Annotated in this window: 15 protein-coding genes; 11 read left to right on the top strand and 4 right to left on the bottom strand. The window is 43.0% G+C overall.

Annotation, left to right across the window (positions count from 1 at the left end):
- Nucleotides 1-11: 11 nt before the first annotated feature.
- The 10 genes from FCL46_RS17625 to FCL46_RS17580 all read left to right on the top strand — a co-directional run bounded on the left by FCL46_RS17625 (nucleotide 12) and on the right by FCL46_RS17580 (nucleotide 10644).
- Complete coding sequence (locus FCL46_RS17625; protein WP_136810447.1) at nucleotides 12-1547, top strand: COG3014 family protein; 1536 nt, start codon at nucleotides 12-14, stop codon at nucleotides 1545-1547.
- Between the two features lie 38 nt (nucleotides 1548-1585).
- Nucleotides 1586-2071, top strand: a complete 486-nt coding sequence (locus FCL46_RS17620; RefSeq protein WP_136810446.1) for a DUF1425 domain-containing protein — start codon at nucleotides 1586-1588, stop codon at nucleotides 2069-2071.
- A gap of 12 nt (nucleotides 2072-2083) precedes the next feature.
- Nucleotides 2084-2698, top strand: a complete 615-nt coding sequence (locus FCL46_RS17615) for a hypothetical protein (RefSeq protein ID WP_136810445.1) — start codon at nucleotides 2084-2086, stop codon at nucleotides 2696-2698.
- Nucleotides 2699-2970: 272 nt separating this feature from the next.
- Nucleotides 2971-3294 (top strand): hypothetical protein, encoded by a 324-nt coding sequence (locus tag FCL46_RS17610; RefSeq protein ID WP_136810444.1) that lies wholly within the window; start codon nucleotides 2971-2973, stop codon nucleotides 3292-3294.
- A 16-nt stretch (nucleotides 3295-3310) separates the two neighbouring features.
- Nucleotides 3311-4096 (top strand): LysM peptidoglycan-binding domain-containing protein, encoded by a 786-nt coding sequence (locus FCL46_RS17605; RefSeq protein ID WP_136810443.1) that lies wholly within the window; start codon nucleotides 3311-3313, stop codon nucleotides 4094-4096.
- A 291-nt stretch (nucleotides 4097-4387) separates the two neighbouring features.
- Nucleotides 4388-5035, top strand: a complete 648-nt coding sequence (locus FCL46_RS17600; RefSeq protein WP_136810442.1) for a GntR family transcriptional regulator — start codon at nucleotides 4388-4390, stop codon at nucleotides 5033-5035.
- Between the two features lie 97 nt (nucleotides 5036-5132).
- Nucleotides 5133-6590 (top strand): ATP-grasp domain-containing protein, encoded by a 1458-nt coding sequence (locus tag FCL46_RS17595; protein WP_136810441.1) that lies wholly within the window; start codon nucleotides 5133-5135, stop codon nucleotides 6588-6590.
- Between the two features lie 5 nt (nucleotides 6591-6595).
- Nucleotides 6596-8185 (top strand): KamA family radical SAM protein, encoded by a 1590-nt coding sequence (locus tag FCL46_RS17590; RefSeq protein WP_136810440.1) that lies wholly within the window; start codon nucleotides 6596-6598, stop codon nucleotides 8183-8185.
- A gap of 2 nt (nucleotides 8186-8187) precedes the next feature.
- Complete coding sequence (locus FCL46_RS17585; RefSeq protein WP_136810439.1) at nucleotides 8188-9405, top strand: M20 family metallopeptidase; 1218 nt, start codon at nucleotides 8188-8190, stop codon at nucleotides 9403-9405.
- Nucleotides 9406-9648: 243 nt separating this feature from the next.
- The gene (locus FCL46_RS17580) at nucleotides 9649-10644 is read left to right on the top strand and encodes a TFIIB-type zinc ribbon-containing protein (RefSeq protein WP_136810438.1); all 996 of its coding nucleotides are present in this window, start codon (nucleotides 9649-9651) and stop codon (nucleotides 10642-10644) included.
- A 135-nt stretch (nucleotides 10645-10779) separates the two neighbouring features.
- Here FCL46_RS17580 and FCL46_RS17575 read toward each other — a convergent pair whose 3' ends face one another.
- Both FCL46_RS17575 and FCL46_RS17570 read right to left on the bottom strand, forming a co-directional pair.
- Nucleotides 10780-11961: a hypothetical protein gene (locus tag FCL46_RS17575; RefSeq protein WP_136810437.1), complete on the bottom strand. Its 1182-nt coding sequence runs from the start codon at nucleotides 11959-11961 to the stop codon at nucleotides 10780-10782.
- A 1509-nt stretch (nucleotides 11962-13470) separates the two neighbouring features.
- Nucleotides 13471-14265: a tellurite resistance TerB family protein gene (locus FCL46_RS17570; RefSeq protein WP_136810436.1), complete on the bottom strand. Its 795-nt coding sequence runs from the start codon at nucleotides 14263-14265 to the stop codon at nucleotides 13471-13473.
- 238 nt (nucleotides 14266-14503) lie between these two features.
- On the opposite strand from FCL46_RS17570, the gene FCL46_RS17565 reads away from it, so the two are divergent.
- The gene (locus FCL46_RS17565) at nucleotides 14504-14839 is read left to right on the top strand and encodes a hypothetical protein (protein WP_136810435.1); all 336 of its coding nucleotides are present in this window, start codon (nucleotides 14504-14506) and stop codon (nucleotides 14837-14839) included.
- Nucleotides 14840-15515: 676 nt separating this feature from the next.
- Here the strand turns inward: FCL46_RS17565 and FCL46_RS17560 are convergent.
- Nucleotides 15516-16121 carry a PEP-CTERM sorting domain-containing protein gene (locus FCL46_RS17560; protein WP_136810434.1) on the bottom strand — a complete coding sequence of 202 codons (606 nt, stop codon included), beginning with the start codon at nucleotides 16119-16121 and terminating at the stop codon, nucleotides 15516-15518.
- Between the two features lie 958 nt (nucleotides 16122-17079).
- Nucleotides 17080-17709, bottom strand: coding sequence for a PEP-CTERM sorting domain-containing protein (locus FCL46_RS17555; protein ID WP_167506084.1), 630 nt, complete (start codon nucleotides 17707-17709; stop codon nucleotides 17080-17082).
- Nucleotides 17710-17874 lie beyond the last annotated feature (165 nt).

Genomic DNA, 17874 nt, shown 5'->3' with positions numbered 1-17874 from the left:
GTATGAATGATATGCAGAAAAAGACAGTGTTGAGACGTAAAGGTTCAGGCAGAAATTTTGTGTTTTGTCTGATGGCAGGTGTAATCCTTTCGGGTTGCGTTCCGACCCAGGGAGGACGGAGTGCCCAGCATCTCGGAAATGATGGTAATGTCAGGCCAGCTGAATCATATTACACCGGCTATTCAAAGCAGTTTCTGCCGTATCGCGAACAACTGGCCGCAGGCAAGGTTGAAGACGTCCAGCTCTCCCTGGCTTCTGAAGAGGAGCTATTGCAAAAATCTTGCAAAAATGATGCTGCTCTTGCCGATAAGCTGCGGTTAATCGGATTGATGGAGAGGGCTTCCCTGGCATTGCAGACCGGAGACGCCGATAAGTCCCTGCGCTATTGTCAGATGGGGCAGGAACTTATTGAAGAACGGGAATCGGAATCGTATGTAAGTGAGGGACTCAGCACTGTTGGTGGCTGGTTCACCGGTTTTATGGGTGCTGGCGAACTCGGGCGCTATGATGCACCAGGCTATGAAAAGGTGCTTCTGCTTGATTTTGCATCCATGTCCTATCTGTTAAAAGGTGATGATCGGGCTTTTAATGTGGCCCGACTTGCTGTGCAATGGCAGGATGAGGAAAAAGAGCGCTTTGAGGCAGAACTTGATGAACTGCAGAAAAAAGAAGCAAAAAACACAAATGAAATACAAAAGCAGGATGAACAGACCCGGCATCGTTCAGACAGATTACTGGCAACTATTGATGCGGAATTTTCCAAATATGATGATGTAGCCCTGGAAGTCCCCAATGCTTTTGTAAACCCGTTTGGTGACTATGTCACAGGGATGGTAAATGAATTTAAAAGCGTCGACCTAAAGTCACTCCTCAGTAATGCGCATATTGCCTACTCCCAGGCCTTAAAACTGAATCCTGAGAGCAAGGTGCTTCAGCAGGCTGTCAAAGATACTAAAAAGAAAAAATCAGCATCCCGCCTTATCCATGTGGTAGCCCTTGATGGTTTTGTACCTGAGAAAAAAGTGTTTTCAATTCCGCTTGATCGGGATCTGGATGTGGAACTACCCACCTATGAACCGATCAGCAGTAAGGTTGCTAAGATTAAGGTGTTAACTGCTGGTGGTAAACTACTTGCGACACTCTCACCTGTGGCCAATGTTGAGGCTCTGGCAATGCGACATCAGAAAGATTCACTTCCGGCCATTCAGGCGATGATGGTTGCTTCAACGGTTCGGGATGCAGCGATTGTGACACTTGGAGATATGTTTTTGGGTATTGGCGGGGTCGTGAGAAAGTATACAGACGAGTATCAGGAACCTGATACCACCAGTTGGATGAGTTTACCTTCAAAGATAATGGCTGCGCGGATTTATCCACCGAAAGGCTTAAAGACGCTCAGAATCTGTTCATATGATAAGAAAGGGCGAAAAGTCGCTGAACAAACAATTAAACTCAGCCAGGGCGACCGGCATTTTGTGCTGGTGAGAAGTCTTGATAACACTATGTACGCGTATCCGAGTAAGAAAATATGGTCTCCCAAGGCATAAGGAAACCTTGAACAAATTTATTCAGTCAGGAGTAGAACATGGGAAATAGAAAACGGGAGGCAATCGGTCTGCTGGCGTTTGCACTTGTCGTGTCAGGATGCACACCTGCTGCCCAACCAGTGTATGAATCTCAAGTTGAGTATCAGGAAGTTGCTCAGTTGCCAGCGGTTGATAATAGTTTCCCGGGGATTAAGAGAGTAATAGCATCAGACACCCTTCTCGGAAATATTGAGGTTACTAACCCCAAGTTGCGGGTCTCAGGCAGGTATGCCACGGCTCAGGTGACGCTGCAGAACTTGACCCAGAATCGTTATGAACTGGAATATCAATATGAGTGGGAAGATGCTGATGCTTTTTCTGTAGCCGAACCTCGTCCCTGGAAACGTCTGGTACTTGGGCCTCAAGAGTTGAAAAATTATTCAGAGACCTCGCTTCGACAGGAGGCAACGCAGGCAGTTTTTACCATCCGATTAGTCGATGATACCTTTATAGAATTGAACAAACAGTTGAAATCATCAAATTAACAGGGGGAAGGGATGAGGGAAGGTCTTGCTAAGAGATTGGTATGTTGCGTTGTGTTGTCATTGGTTGCGACAGTGGCCGGTTGCGCCCAGAATTCTACACGTCAGTACGATGATGTGACGATCATGTCAGAGCCGGATTCGCAGTATGGTGAATCTGTGGGCGGCCAGAGCAATGTCGGTCTGGTCCCGGACGGAGAGCGGATTCATCTTGATGATAAGATCACCGCAGAAGATATGATCGCTCTTGCTAGCAGGGTAACGGAAAAAATGCTGATTTCCAGCGAAGTCCAGTCGTGGGATGGTAAGAAAAGTAAACCACTACTGGTTGTAGCCGTCCCAGAAAATACCACCCACGATGCGAACATTATAACAGAAGATCTGCAGGATGAGATCATCTCGAAGGTTCTAGATTCCGGTATTGCCAGGGTAATTGACGAGAGCAGCCTTTCTTCGAGCTATAATTATATTATCAAGACAACTATCACATCGACCCGTCAACGTGGTCCAAAGGGCGGGAAAATAACCTACTACACTTGCAAATTGCAACTTTTCTCCCTCCGCGGGGAACGGCTTGGCCAGTGGCATGATAAAGTGGGGATGGTGAAGGCTCCACGCAGTTTCTTTTGAAAAGTTACATATAGAAGTGGGCTGACGAATATTTCTATCGTGCTAGGGAATCCAGAAAAACTGGTTCTGTTGCGATTGGCTTCTCTGCATATTCAGAGGACCTCTACCTGGAGGTGTCCGACAATGGCCTTTGTTCCAAACTCTTCGTTATTATCAAAAAACAATGCTCGCAATATCGAATATATGGCTGTGCTTGTTTTTTTAGAACGCCTCGACTTTGACCCAAATTCCTATTCTCGGACAACCTCTTAAGTATAGGGAGAATGTGAGATATGTTGAAAATCACTCTATTGGCAGTTGTATTGCTGTGTATTCCAAGTGTGCTGTTGGCGGAGTCGGGGAAGGTGAGGATAGGAGATCCAAAAGAACTATTCCTGACCGAGAGGGCAGGGAAAGAAGCACTCAAGGCACAACAGGAGCGGGGAGAGCCGCAGAATATTGATGAATTTCTGGTGATGCTCAAAAAAGATTTTGGCCAGATTGGTGGCGCATTAAAAGAGTTCGAACGAGACTTAAAAGCGGAGATTATAAAACAGAATAGAAACACCTTCAGCGACCCTGATTTTATCCAGCCCGAACGCCCTGATTGGCGTTGAGCATGAGGAGAACCACATGGGGATCAGAATACAAACCATTATTCAACATATCGCATACCCGATAATGGTGTTTGGTGTTCTATGTGGTTTGGTCGGATGCATGATGGTTGCGGGTCGAACTGCCCGGCAGGGGTTAGATGAGTTACAGGCTTTAGATGCGATTGGTCAATTGGCTAATAAATATCCCTATGTTGATTATAAACAAATATTTTCAGATACCTACAGGTATGAACTTTCCTACGGGCAAACCTATGACAAAATCCTCCGTCTGCTCTCTGCCAATGGGGAGGTTGTGATCGAGAAGGACAGGGCGAAAGGGTTTATATTTACTGCAGCAAAAGAAGTTTTTATAGAGCAGGCAGAAAGTACAGAGACAGATAAGCCGACAAAAATCTATTATCAGCATTCTATTTATATCACCAAAAAAAGTGGCAGGATAACTTATGTTACTGACTATCCGACAGTGCTGGTGGGCGATTATCAGGAGGTCATGATTCCGGTTGCACGTAATATGCTGCGTGGCGCGTTCTTTGGAGCATTGGCGGCGGAACTCTATCCGGCGAAAAGAAGAGAAGGTATCAGGATTGCACGTAAAATGAGCAGAAGTAAACCGGGGATACCAAACGGAAATAGTCAGTCAGGGGTAGTGCATATCATAAAACCGGGAGAGACCTTAGGGGATGTAGCCAGACAATACTCGGGCAAAGTGATGAACTATACACTCCTTGCTGAGTATAATGACATTAAGGATGTTAAAAAAATACGGGTTGGGCAGAAAATCAGGATACCTGATAGTTGGTAAGGTGAGTGTGGTGTAAAACTTTGCTACGTAGATGTTTTCTCAACCTATGAAGCGTTGGTTTGCTTTTTCAGTTGGTTTGATTCCTTCTTTGCTCAAAATCACTTTCAACCTGTTGTTTACTAATGATCCATGAGGGTTGCAGGACGAGTTTTAACATTTCCATCCTTCCTTGAACTATCAAAATAATACGGCCAGGAGTATTTTTTTCTTGTCAGTCGTAAATGGATAGAGTAATTGGCTGTATATTGTCGACAATCGACCACTGTTTTATTACATCACAGGTAATTAGTTATGCCAATTGTAAAGCGCACATATAAAGATCAGGCTATTGAACACATCTATGACCTGATCCTTAACGGAACACTCTCTCCTGGAGAACAGGTCAAAGAGAGTTGGTTGGCAGCAGAGATGGGAATTAGCCGTGCGCCGATACGTGAAGCCCTTAAAGAATTGATTACCAATGGTATTGTTGAGTATCAACCCCAGGTTGGAAATTTTATTACTCAGCTCTCTCCAAAGGAAATAGTGGACGCGTATACTACACGCGGTGTTCTCGAAGGCTATGCCGTTATGACTACGTACACACAATTTTCTGAAGATGAGATTGAAGAACTGGAAGATATGACGTTGCTGATGGAAAAATATGCTAAAAAAGATAATCGTAAAAAGGTTGTTAAAATCGGTGATGATTTTCACAGTATGTTAATTGGCAAAAGCGATAATGTCCAACTGCTCGATTACACAGTGCGACTTAGTCAGAAACTCCACATCATGTTCTATAAATTCTGGAGCAGACTCTATACTCCTGAAGAAATTGGTAATCGACACAAGCGAATTATCGATGGTCTGAAATCAAACGATCCGGTCAGGATTGAACAGGTCGTTAGAGAGCACTACACTGAGACCGGTACCAAGATATCAAAATTGCAGGAAAATTAATAAACACATTCAGAATCTCCGAAGATGTTTCGGAGATTTTTTTATAACTATATATATTGTCGACAATCGACTGTCATCATTATACATTGAGGATGCCATGATCATTCAAACTCTTATTTCCCCGGAAACAACGATGGAAATGGATTGTGATGATGTTCTTTTTTCAAACTTCAGTTACAACCCGGAAGCCTACTATTTCCTCTATGTGGGAGATTTAAAGAATTACAGCCTCAATTGTTTTGTCAAAGAATGTCTGGAGAGACGCCTCAATAAACGGGAAGTGAGATTTATTGCCATCGTTCCCGACGTGTGTATTCAATATAACTATACAAACATTATTGTTATCAATCCGGTGGCTACCCAAGACATGATAGAAAATCATGCTATTAGCCATATGGATACCCAACCCCGCATGAGTTGCCGTCTGAAATCTTCTATATTCATGAAGGCTGTTTCAGAGTCGAAGACGGTCAGGAATCTTATCGAAACCATTCTTGCCAATCAGAATCAGCTCTATGTCAATCTTTATGAGAGCATGGTTGAGATGACCCTCGATTCCATCGATAGGGTATCAGTTTTAGGGCCGGACAAACAGATTGCCAGGAAATACAACGACAAGGTTTTTCAGTATAATCTGCTAAAAGGCAGAGTTCCATGTATTGATGGCTTGTGTTGTGAAGGCCGGGAGCACCTGCTGCAGACTACCTCAACTCTCTGGGAAAAATGGCCGGATGGTATATTTGTCAGCGCTGCATATTCGGCTGGTGGTGCTAACTCAGCCGTTACCTATTGTCAGGAAGATGTTGTTAGAAAATTCAAAGATGATGACAACTGCTATTACCTGGTAACCCGATATATCCCCCATGATCTTGACCCCACTGTACTGGCTGTAGTTGCAAATGAAAACGATGTGTATATCGCGGGCATTGCCGATCAGGTAATTCAGGATGGTAATCGTTTTGTCGGTTCAACCTTTCCTTCGGTCGCAAATACAGAACAGCAACGACAGCTTCGTGAGCATACGGTTACCATTGGCAGGATACTTGGTGAAGCAGGTTATCGTGGAATCTTTGGTTGTGATTATCTTATAGACAGAAAAGGGGACATTCACTTTCTGGAGATTAATGCCCGAAAGCAGGGAACAACCCTGGAATTCTGTTTCACGCTAGAGCAGACGCTACCGGAGGGGTCTCCAATGCTACCTGAACTGGAGTATTATGCTGTCACCGAAAACCGTTTTCCAGCCCACACAGTTGAGATGAATGATAATCATCATGGTATTCATTGGGGCACCCACAATTACAAGATCACGGCCGCTCAGCTTACCAAAGGATATATCCCTCAGAATCCCTATGAACGGGAAACGTTCAAAAAAATTGCCCGCAAAGAACTGATAAAAGACTTCGTAATTCTTGAGCATCTGGGGACGAATTTTCTCGTTTCCCCGGGGACATTTTTGGCACGTGTGGTCTCGGTCGCGCGCTGTGCCGAAGATGTGGCCGAAGGGCTTTGCCAGGGAGTCGGATTTATACAACAAACCATACACGAGGCGTAATTCCCATGAATGCACCAATACACGAGAATACTGATTCACCGGTTGAACTCGATAGCTATACAGAAGAGTTGCTGGAAAAACTTTACTCATCAATAGACGAACCAACTGTGCCGGACGAGGAGCTGCAAAAGGAAGTTGCCAGTTTGTTTGAAATTGCAATTGATTCTGAACTCACTGCTCCCATCGTGGCTCTTTTTGCAAAACTTCTTGAGATACGTGAGAGCAACACTGCAACGCCCGGGAGTTTTGGTGTTTCACTAGAGCAACTCGTTCAGCTTGCAGATAAACATCAGCAGATTGATGAACATATGGTTTCGCTTGGTGGTCGCTTAACACGGGCGCTACCTATTGCCAATACAGCAAATAATCGCGTGCAGGAATATCTGGATCAAAAAGATAGTGTTGCCCCAAGCGGAATTGAGCTCTGGGATCAGATTAAGGAAAATCAGGCAAAGATAAAGCGTGAACTGAAAATGAGTGATGACGACTGGAATTCATTTTCCGGTCAGATAAGGTTTGCAGTTGATTCCGTTGAGACCCTGGCAAAGCTTATTGATTTACCAGCCGATGTGCTTGAGTCAATTGCCCGTGTAACACAATCGTACAGAATGCGGCTTACTCCATATTACACCAGCCTTATAATGCCTGGCGTAATAAATGACCCGATTATGCTGCAGTCTGTACCCACAGGCGAGATGATCGAAAACGCAGGTGTTGAAATTCCTCCTGTGGCAGCAGATCATTCACCGGCGCGCCTTATTGACCAGTTTTACCCGCGCGTGCTTACTATTAAAGCGACCAATATGTGTGCTATGTATTGCACGCATTGTCTACGACTTGCCCATATCGGCAGAAAAGATCATGTATATGGCAAAGATGCCTACAATGAAGCGCTCGAATACATACGAAATAACAAACGGGTGCGTGACGTTCTTGTAACCGGTGGTGATGCTTTTCTGCTTCCAAATTCTTTACTTGAGTGGCTACTGGGAGAACTCGATAGCATAGAGCATATCAAGGTCAAACGATTAGGAACCCGAATCCCGGTAACTGCTCCAATGAGGGTCGACGCAGAATTACTTGATATCCTGGAGAAGAGTAACGACAAAAAGCCCATACGAGTGGTTACTCAAATTAACACCCCTCAGGAAATCACTCCGGTTTCCCGTGAAGTCTTTAAACAGATCTCTAAACGGACATTTACTGTATTGAACCAGGCTGTGCTTTTAAAAGGTATTAACGACAGTAGGGTGAAAATGTGGAAGCTTTGTGAAACGATACACGAGTCGTATGTGCGTCCATATTACCTGTTTAACTGCAGTTATCGGAACCCGCAATTCTCACATTTCCGGGTGCCGCTGGAGGTGGGGCGTGACCTGATCGAATCCATGTATGGCAATATCTCAGGAGATGCGATTCCGCGTTACATTGCCACTGCCGGAGGGAAAATTCCGCTTCATCGATCCAATGTCGTTTCAAATGAAGATGGCAATATTACCCTTCGAAAACCATGGAGCGGTGAAGAAGTGAGCTACCCTGATGCAGATCAGGCAGTTTACAATCAGGATACATTTGCCTTCCGTCTAAATGATTGACCATGCAGACAGCACTCGCAGAAATTCATACAATCCCGGGAATCTTAGAGGTCGCAGAAATCTCTGCGATTTCGAACTATCTGAAAAACAATGAGCAGGAATTGTTCAGGTTTCTGCGTGAACTTGTTTTGCAGCCGAGTTACACCCGTGACAAGTCGGGTGTCGATGCGGTCGGTCATATCATCACAAGAGAGTTAGCCTCTCTGCCGATGACCCGTACATGTATAGAGCAGGGTGAGATGGGTAATCACCTTGTATTTCAATCGCCTGCCTGCACAAATAGCAACCTGAAGCCTATTCTGCTTGTTGGTCACATGGATACGGTATTTCCGCCTGACAGTGGTTTTGATTCGTATACAGAATCAGGGGACCGTGTGATGGGGCCGGGTGTGATCGATATGAAGGGTGGGCTTGTAACAGCTATTTTTGCAATAAAGGCGTTGAACAGTTGTAGTTTGCTGGAACACATCCCCATTACATTACTGTGTAATTCAGACGAGGAAGTGGGGTCACCTACTTCGAAAGAACATATCGCCGCTGTAGCAAGAGAGAGTCTTCTGGCAATGGTGTTTGAATGTGGTGGACTTGGTGGCGAAGTTGTCACTGGTCGCAAAGGGAAGACCGGTTTTGTTCTTAATGTAAAGGGGAGAGCCGGGCATGCGGCTTTCTCTGGCCTGGATAAAGCGAGTGCCATACTTGAGCTCTCCCGAAAGATTATCGAGATCGAAAAACTCAATAATCCTGAAAAACAGTTGGTTGTCAATGTGGGAGTGGTCAATGGAGGAATCGGCCCGAATACTGTGCCCGAACATGCCTCGGCACTAATAGATACTCGTTATCTCACAGAATATGATGGGCAGTGTTGTGCTGCTGAGATAACAAGACTCTCAAATGAGTGTCTTGTACCACATACCCATGCAACTCTGGAAATATCCTCATCCCGCCCCTCAATGGAACAATCCTCTAAGAATTCAGAACTCTATAACCATATTCTCCAGGTAGCCGATCGTTTGAATATTTTAATCAAAGATGAATTACGAAGTGGTGTCTCAGATGCGAATGTAATAGCAGCGGCAGGTATTCCTGTGATCGATGGTCTCGGCCCTATAGGAGATTGTGATCATAGTGACAGGGAATATATGCTGAAACATACCCTGCCGGAGCGAACTCTTCTTGCTGCAAACGGTATATTTTCATGCTGGCGGGAGTTTAATCGTTGAGCATAATCCATTGCACAGGAAACCTCTGGGAGCCATGAGAGACTACTGCGCAGATGTTTGATATTGTATGTTATGTAGGAATATCAGGGGCTAACTTGATGTGTTCTTGACAAAAATGTTGAGAACAATTTAGTTTATCTTGGAAAATGTATTTAATTTTTCAAGTAACAAACATCATATATTTTAGCAGGATAAACGCATTAGCTAATGCTCATTGATATAGAATAGGGGAAAGCAACAAACATGGCTCTCTTTCGGTGTAACAAATGTGGTCATCTTCGTGAAGTCGTTAAAGATTATATTGGAAAGTCAGTAGTATGCCCTAAATGTAAGGAAAACGCATCCGTGTATGACACCGTGGGGTTTGTTAGAAATGTAATCGAAAGATATCGACAGAAAAGCAAAGAGCTCCATGATCTAAAAAAGCAATTTGTAGTTGAGGAAATTACGGAATTTGAAGTCTTCGAAGAGCCATCGTGGGAAAATATAGACATATATAATACGACAGCTTTGGCCCAGGGAGATCAATACGAAGCGATAGTCCAATGGTTTAAGAAAAATCAGATACTAGCTGATGTTAATCCGAAATCAATTGATACAACGGGCTTTTTTGATGAAGTGGCTCTTCATTTAGGAAACCATTATGATTCTCTGAAAGAGGTGATTGACCAGATTAAATGGGTTCAACGAAAGGGTTATACCAATGTAAAGCTTTCAGTTTCCTCGAAAAATCAAAAACAGGTTAAAGAGATTACACGATTTTGTCAGCAACTTTATGAGTATTCTTTTGTAGCCAAATACTTTTATCTTAAACAAGATAAAATAATTCGCCTCACTTTGCAGACCGCACCGGCAATAGTAAACTTTTTTAATGGTGAGTGGATGGAGTGGTTTGTGTTTATGAAGTTGTTAGAATATTCAAGAGATAATCAGCTACAGGCATCTTTTTCAAGAAACCTGGTCGTGAAGTTTCCAAATGAAGACTCACATGAATTAGATGTGTTATTGCTTGTCAATAATCAGATTCCTATTTGTTTGGAGTGTAAATCTGGTGAGTTCAGGCAGGATATTGATAAATATTGTAAGTTAAGAAAACGACTGAAGATTGATAAAGAACAGTTTCTGTTTTGCGTTGTGGGATTAAGCACGGAGCAGGCTCAGGGATTAACGTCTATGTATGATGTGACTTTTGTGAACGAGAAGAACTTCATTGAGCATATAAGCTATCTACTAGAGTGAGCTATCGGTAATTATTTCAGGCATTATGGGAATTGCACTGGCTTTAGGATGTAGGTGCAATTCCCTGAGGTCGCTGATGGGTTGTGGTTACCTTGTCGCAATTTCCGCAAAATAGAAGCTGCAGAAGAACTAAAGTCAGATGCACATAGCAGCAATTTGCTCTTTTCTCTCGATAACTTCACTTCGTGAATTCCCGAGTATAAGGCCGCCGATTCGAGGTGGAAGATCTTTGATCCCATCAGCAAGCGGGTTGTAACTCCATAGTGGCAGAAAAATGTTTTGGTCAAGCAGATTGTGGGTCGTCTTTACAAGTTGCTGAAAGTCGCCTTTGCCGTTCCAGCTAGTTAAAAGCATTGTCGATGTTTTGGTCCTTTCCAGAATGCTATCTTTAAAATTCAGGGCAGTCGTAACGTTAGTCGCTCGGAAATTGAGATCGAACAGGCGGATCTCATCGTTTTCCAATACGCCGATATCCATATGTAAAAAACCATGATAGCCCATTTCAATGCAGTGAGTGGCGATCATGACACCAATGTTCATTGCGGCTGGTGGTAATGGAGGTTCAGCTTCAAGCCAGTAGCTGTTCTGATTACCTGATGCATCAAGATTTCGTTCTGCTGCGCCTGAGTACATGATCGAACCATCATGGGAGAGAGCGAAACTCAAGGTAAAGGTAACAGGTGTGCCCAGATATTCTTCAATAACCACTTCATCAGCACCATCTAGTTTCTTAAGCACATTGGGTAGCTGAGAGGTTTCTTTAGCAATGAATGTGGCAAGTCCATCGGTGGTCGATTCATCTGTTACTGCTTTAAATACTGCTGTGCCTTCCATCCAGTCAATACGTTCGCGTAATTCCTCTATTGGCATTATTGTGCGATGCGGGAGTATTTCGGTTGGAGCAAGTCTATCGAGGTTCTTTGTGTTATTTATCGCTTGAAGGAAATCTTTAGGGATCCAGTAACTTTCAGGGTTCAGCTCTGAGGTACTTAGCGAGTGATTGACGACAACTTTATCACCTGTTTTGCTAAGTTTTCCAAGAAGGGCAGTGTATTCTTGTTGGGTGCTGAATCTGAACAGATTTTCGGGAATGGTAAAACCAGCAGCGGCCAAAAGTTGAAGGCCTTCAGGTGTGGATGCTCCTCGTGAGCAGATTACAGATGTATTCAGAGCAAGAGGCAACTCATAACCTGAAATGGCATTAAGGGTTGCAGCACTTTCAGGCAGCCAGCGATTGGAGACAAATGACGGACGTGGGGAGTATACAATTGAACCGAAGAGTTCGTGTAGGTATGTTTTTCCCTGTAAATGCGGCATTGTCGTTTGGTCCGTAACTTCTTTATTTACAGTATATTTGTCTGGTTATACTGTATTCCGGTGGCTTGTTAGCCCGAATTTCTTATGAGCATTTTTGTTTTGAGTGCTCATAAGAGGTCAGTTTATGTGGCGCCACCTTCTGCAGTTTCTGGGCAGTGGACATCGCCGACAATGGTTTCATTGTAAAAAACTTTTAACCTGGCACCACCGTAACTGATAAGAAATGCGGCTTAGGGCACATCACTGTACGCTGGAACGTGTTTTTTGCAGGTTCGTATTTTCCAAGAACATTGATGTGCGCGGCATGTCCAATAAGGACTTTCCGGAGGGGGGGGACCGGTGTTGCATCGCGCAACAATCATTGCAACCGAGCCAAAGTACCATCAGTGAACATGAAATTCAATGGGGATGGTTGTTTATGTAGGGGTATTTGCAAATAAAAATGCTTGCTGGGAGACTGCAATATGCTCTGGATGAGGGGAATTTACGACTAATTCAGCTGATTCATCTATCTGTTTTTTCGATTGTGTATGGAGTTGTTTGATTTTAAAACCTAGCAAGCTTTTATTCCGAAACAAAGAGTTCGATAGAAAGCACATTTTTCGTATTGAAACTCGCAAACGTATTGGTTCGCCTGATGTCTATGCATCAATTTTAAGTGTCTCTGTTATTTTGCGTATTCTGCATCAGAATTCATTGGATGGCCATAGTGTTTTCTGCTGTAAAGGTTAATGATTATATGGCCTTTGACTGATACGCATAATTGAAAATAATTGATTTGGCAGTTTGCCCGGTGATGGTTTGCAAAGGCGGGCAGATGTCTGATTTTTCTTTTACTCTAACTGTATCTGCTATGTCACTTAAAAGGATGGGTGAGATTGTCTATCATTACAGGTGAATAGATTTGGTACGTACTCTATTTAGTTTGTAGGGAAAAGAACTGATGGTGTGAAACAGGGTGGAGCGAAAGAAAAAAGTGTATTCTTTGAAAAGGGATGCCTATCTTTTGCTGGAAGAGTGAGGATGGGCTGATTTTACCAGCTGGCTCAATATCAGCGTTGCATGTTCAATTGTTATACTCAGGTAAGTGAGTAACGAGACTCCGAGCGGTCAACTACATGTCTGTGGTAAAAATCGAACGCATGCCTTGATCTTGAACCACCTGATGACTTTTCGGATGGAAACATAAATACTGTCGAAGCGGAAAAGAAGTCAATTTATCCACTGTCGTTTTTTAAGGAGAACAGGAATATATGAAACCTCCTGTGCGAACCCTCACATTGTTGAGTCGAACCCCGCTAAAAATACGATTCCCGAATTTGCATAAGCGAGCATCAACGAAAAGGCAGGTGAGCCGGAGTCTCTTGAAAAGGCATTTCAGGCTTATACGTTGAAATTGTAATACATAACTTTATCTCGAAACTCATAATTGAGTTTAAGGTCGAGGTGCGTGAGATTTTCCCGTAATACCTTGGTTTGAGATGAAAAAAAACTTAATCCGGCAGGCTACTAGATCCCGGGTATCTCAAGAGTGTTTTCTAAATGGGTAACTGCTTCCTGTGGCAGGTTGAGTGCCTTTGCCAGATCCTGAAGATAGAATCTTTCGGCCTGTGTATCTACGTCGATTGCTAGTAGTGATGCTGCATACACCTGCATTGCCAATTCCTGATCATCCTGAGTTGCTGAAATCAGAGGTGTGATGTCCAGTGGTTTTTGGGATTCGGTCAGGAAGTATTGCCGTTCATCTTCGGTAAGGCCGTCTTCGCCCATTTTTCCGACAATTTTCTGAACCTCTTCCGAGTCGATACGCCCATCTGCTTTGGCTGCACAGATCATCGCCTGAACAATTATCTCCGCGTCATGCTCCAGATTATCAGTGTCATGCTGTGTTGGGGTCTCAAGGAGAGCGCGAGGTGTATGGTCGGGGCGCTTCCCAGCTTTGGATAGCGCAGCAAAAGCAAGCGAGGCGAGCATTGCAAGACCACCGGTTCCAACACTCCTTCTGGAAGTTTGTTTTCCACCGCCAAGTACGGCGCCAGCAAGCGCGCCAAGCCCCGCTAAGGCAGCTTTGTTATTACTTAGCCCTCCAAGGACATCTCCAAGTACACCTCCTAACCCACTTTTTTTACTCGTTGAACGGGATGATGAACCACTAGACTGGTTCATCATGCTGCCGATACTGCCGAGCAGATCATTGAGGTCAGCTCCTGATTGCCCACCGAGGCCTTTGGTAATACGACTGCCGCTTGAACGAGACATTCCCTGCTGTAATACAGTACCTAATATGTCCATGAATCCAGCCATTGTATACTCCTGTGTCTGAGTAACCGGTTAACCGGTGTGGAAAGGTGCGGGATAATTTGGGTGAAAAGGAACGTTCAACTGCTCAGCTTCATCATATGACCAGAAAAATGGTGTGTCAAATACATGGAGTAGATCCTTCAATCTATAATAGGCGTGCCTTGCTACGATTAGGGCAGGTTAATGATGCTGTAATGATTGATCGATTGCTGCTTGCTATCTTATATAGCCTGTGGGGCGAATGATGTTCGCAGTTGTAGGCGAGCGACGAAAAAAGCATGTGCAGTTTTCGTTGGTGCAGAGCCAGGGACGATTAAGCAGTCGTTCAGAAGTTGATGGTGTCTGTACTGTAATGCGACCAATTCTATCGGTCAGCTGGAATTCAGCCGGGCAAAAAATTTGTTTTTTTCACTGGGTAGCATTTGACAGGGAAAGTTTTGGTCGGGAAGAAACTATTATCAGACGAAAGGAGCTGGTTGCTATAATGCCTTCGATTAACAATCTGGGTTTGAGCGGTGCAAACAAAATGCTGCGCAACACCATTTTCAGTCGGTGCTTGAAAAAAAAAATCAGGTGAACCATCTGTTTGGTAAGCAAAGAATATTTAGATCGTAATGACTATGATGCCAGTCCAAACGTCTAAAAGAAGTAAAAACAGTGTGGTTCGCAGGCAGTACAGTCAGGAGTTTCAAGTAGAAGACGAGCAAACAACCTATTATGGAATTGCCTGACGCAATGATGGGGGGGAATTGGTCAGTGCCGCGCAGAGGGAAATAAACTTTTCTTTCTCACTACCAAGCCTAAATCAGATAAACCGATATCGAAGAACGTCCCTGAATTAAATCATTCAGGGCTCGTCCAACGGTATCAATTCCAGAGAAGTTGATATTTGCAAGTACATAATCAATCATAAAAACAAGCATCATGGATGTCTGAATTAGGTCTTAGCTTGTTCTTGCCAGTAGTGATTGTAAATTGCAGATTAGAAGGGACGTTGATGACATCATAAGTGAAATAAATCCGTCTCCTTTTCTCTTTATTTTGCGCTAGAAAAACAAAAAGACGAGGCCATTGCTGACATCCCTGCTTTACGAAGCCCAGAAATCTGGTATCTTGGTTCTTGAGTGAGTTGATTGTAGTGTTTGTTTTGTTTGTTCATAACAGACCTTGGTTAAGTGTGAGAGCTGACACCATACTTTCAACTCACTCACTTTTCAATTTCAGTCTGTTGCACTTATTGTACTACTTCAGCTTTACTTTTTCTTTCTTCTATTTATTCCGGCAAGCCCTGCAAGCCCAGTACCGAAGAGGAACATGGTAGTTGGTTCGGGGATCTCGTTGTTTGTCCCTCCCCCATCATCGATAAATTGTGTAACATGGCTAACTGTATAATCACCTGGAATATTCATAGTTGTTGGGAGATCTTTGCTAGAAAAAACACCCCAATTGAAGTAACTGCTATTTTCAAACAATGCCCAATATTTAGCATTCTTAACAATGAAATAATCAGGGGTAGGACTCGAGGCCAGTGCGACTGCAAACACTTCATCCGAACTGGTATCATAAATCGGCAGATCCTCCTCCAACTTAATCTCAAATTTTACAGTGATGGGGGAAAGGATCTTATTGACCCATTCCGTTTCAGTTGTCTCATTGCTGTTTGCTAGTTCGGTCCAATCTTTAAGTGGGTCTATTTCGCCTACCTCAGTATCATCATTAGATCCGCCTGAATTAACAATAGTTAAACCCCATCCAATCTTAGATATACCGAGACAGAGAAACAAAACGGCTAATATTAATTTATAGTTTTTCATAAATATATCCATTAAGAATGTTTTTATTATCAGATTCTCAGGCATTTTTTTGGAAATTATCTCCAGCGTTGATTATTTTTCAATCACAAGAGACATTGCATCCCTATCTGGCTGCGTTTAGTTTTCGTTTCAACATACTTTTAAACCTAAACGACTATTGGAATCTGTTATTTACTCTTCATCAAAATTAGGACAATCCCAGAGCGTCAACTTAAGCTTGCTGGGGATTGATGGAAATTATATTTTGTATACACCTCCCCTGGGTGTTTGTTTATCAGCTATTTTTCTTTAACTGTATAGAGTATAATTAAATAAGATATTAGAGATTTACCTTGTTATGTTACAACTATAAATCACGAGATAACTTTTTGTATTCTAGTACTGTCAAAATAATCAAAATCAACTGTGCGAGATAATCTCTCCAACAGAGAAGTTTTGTCCTGCTTCATTGTCGACAAAAGTCTATGGTTTAAAACGTTGTCTTTATTTGGTAAGGTTTTGATATTAGAGGGAATTGCATGTTTGGTCAGAGCTGAGAAGCTAATCCCAGTAACCAAAAAAAACGCAAGAAAAGCATTCGGAATGTGTTTTTCATAAATCCCCCCGGAACTATATGATAGGAAACTGGACACTATTTATACGCGATAAATATTATGAGACATAAAACATACCTAACATGAAAAAGAGCTGGCTTCAAGATATTCCTGTCCTGTTGATGGAGTTTTTTCTTGCTTTGAATAGATAAAATACCCCAGTAGGTTAATGAGAAATCTAGTCCTGTTGAATAATAGAAATGATAAATTTCAGGCGCCGGAGAATTTAACAGGTATAGGATCAGTTTTAGAAGCGGTATTTCAGCTTCTAAGGAGGTATGTTATGCTAATGAAACGATACAGTTAATCGTCAGATAGGAGTGAGCAGGCAACCTCTTATGAGGCTGCCTCCCGAAATGTTAAGGAGAACTGGCCGGTCCCACGCAGTGAAAAGTAGTTCTATTTGAATACTAAAATTTTCTCTTCCTGGTTATAAAGCCCAATCCTGTTAGACCAATTCCAAAAAGCAGCATTGTGGCAGGTTCTGGAATTTCATTTGGTGGTCTTCCCACAAGGAACAGGCTAGTAACCTCCTGGTTGTCGATTATGGTACTGAAACTTTGAAAACGAACACCTACAGCTGTAATATCACTAACTGAGGTATCTGCATCAAAGTCCAAATAGAAAATGTCGTAATCTCCTACCTCAATCCCTGGAGGGTTTAGGTTGTTACTATTACCTTCTGTTACGCCAAATGTGAAATCGCCTTTTACCAAGCTGGAATTCTGTGGGTTTGGTATTGGATTAAGATTGCCAAGTACAATCCAGTTAAGATCGTTTTGATCATCCCCGAATGTAGTATCTAGTGGATTGCCAACCCCAAAAGTTCCAAGATAAGGTGCGAAAGCAAAACCCGTTGCTTGTGTACCGCTAGGAGCAGTTGCAGATGTGAAAAAACTCACTGACAATGTGTCTGGATCTGCTTGATTAAGGTCCATAGTACCCCAATTGATACCACCGTAATCAAAACTCAATGTTAAGGCATTTGCAGAACCTGCTAAAAGGAATAGCAATCCACCTACTAGCATTACATTTTTCATATTTACTCCCAATCTGTTCATCAGCTATTTTTCTCTTACTGTGTAGAATTCAATTGCCTGATACGTTTACTGGTAACCTGTCGTGTTCCTATCATAGAGGACGAATCTCTGTGCGGTGTGTATTGCAAAAAACAATCCATATGTGTTGCTGCAGTAAATTGATCT

The sequence above is a fragment of the Desulfosediminicola flagellatus genome, from assembly GCF_005116655.2.
GTDB lineage: Bacteria > Desulfobacterota > Desulfobulbia > Desulfobulbales > Desulfocapsaceae > Desulfopila > Desulfopila flagellata.
Note: the sequence above shows the minus strand (reverse complement) of the source record. Positions and strands in the feature narration are given on the sequence as shown.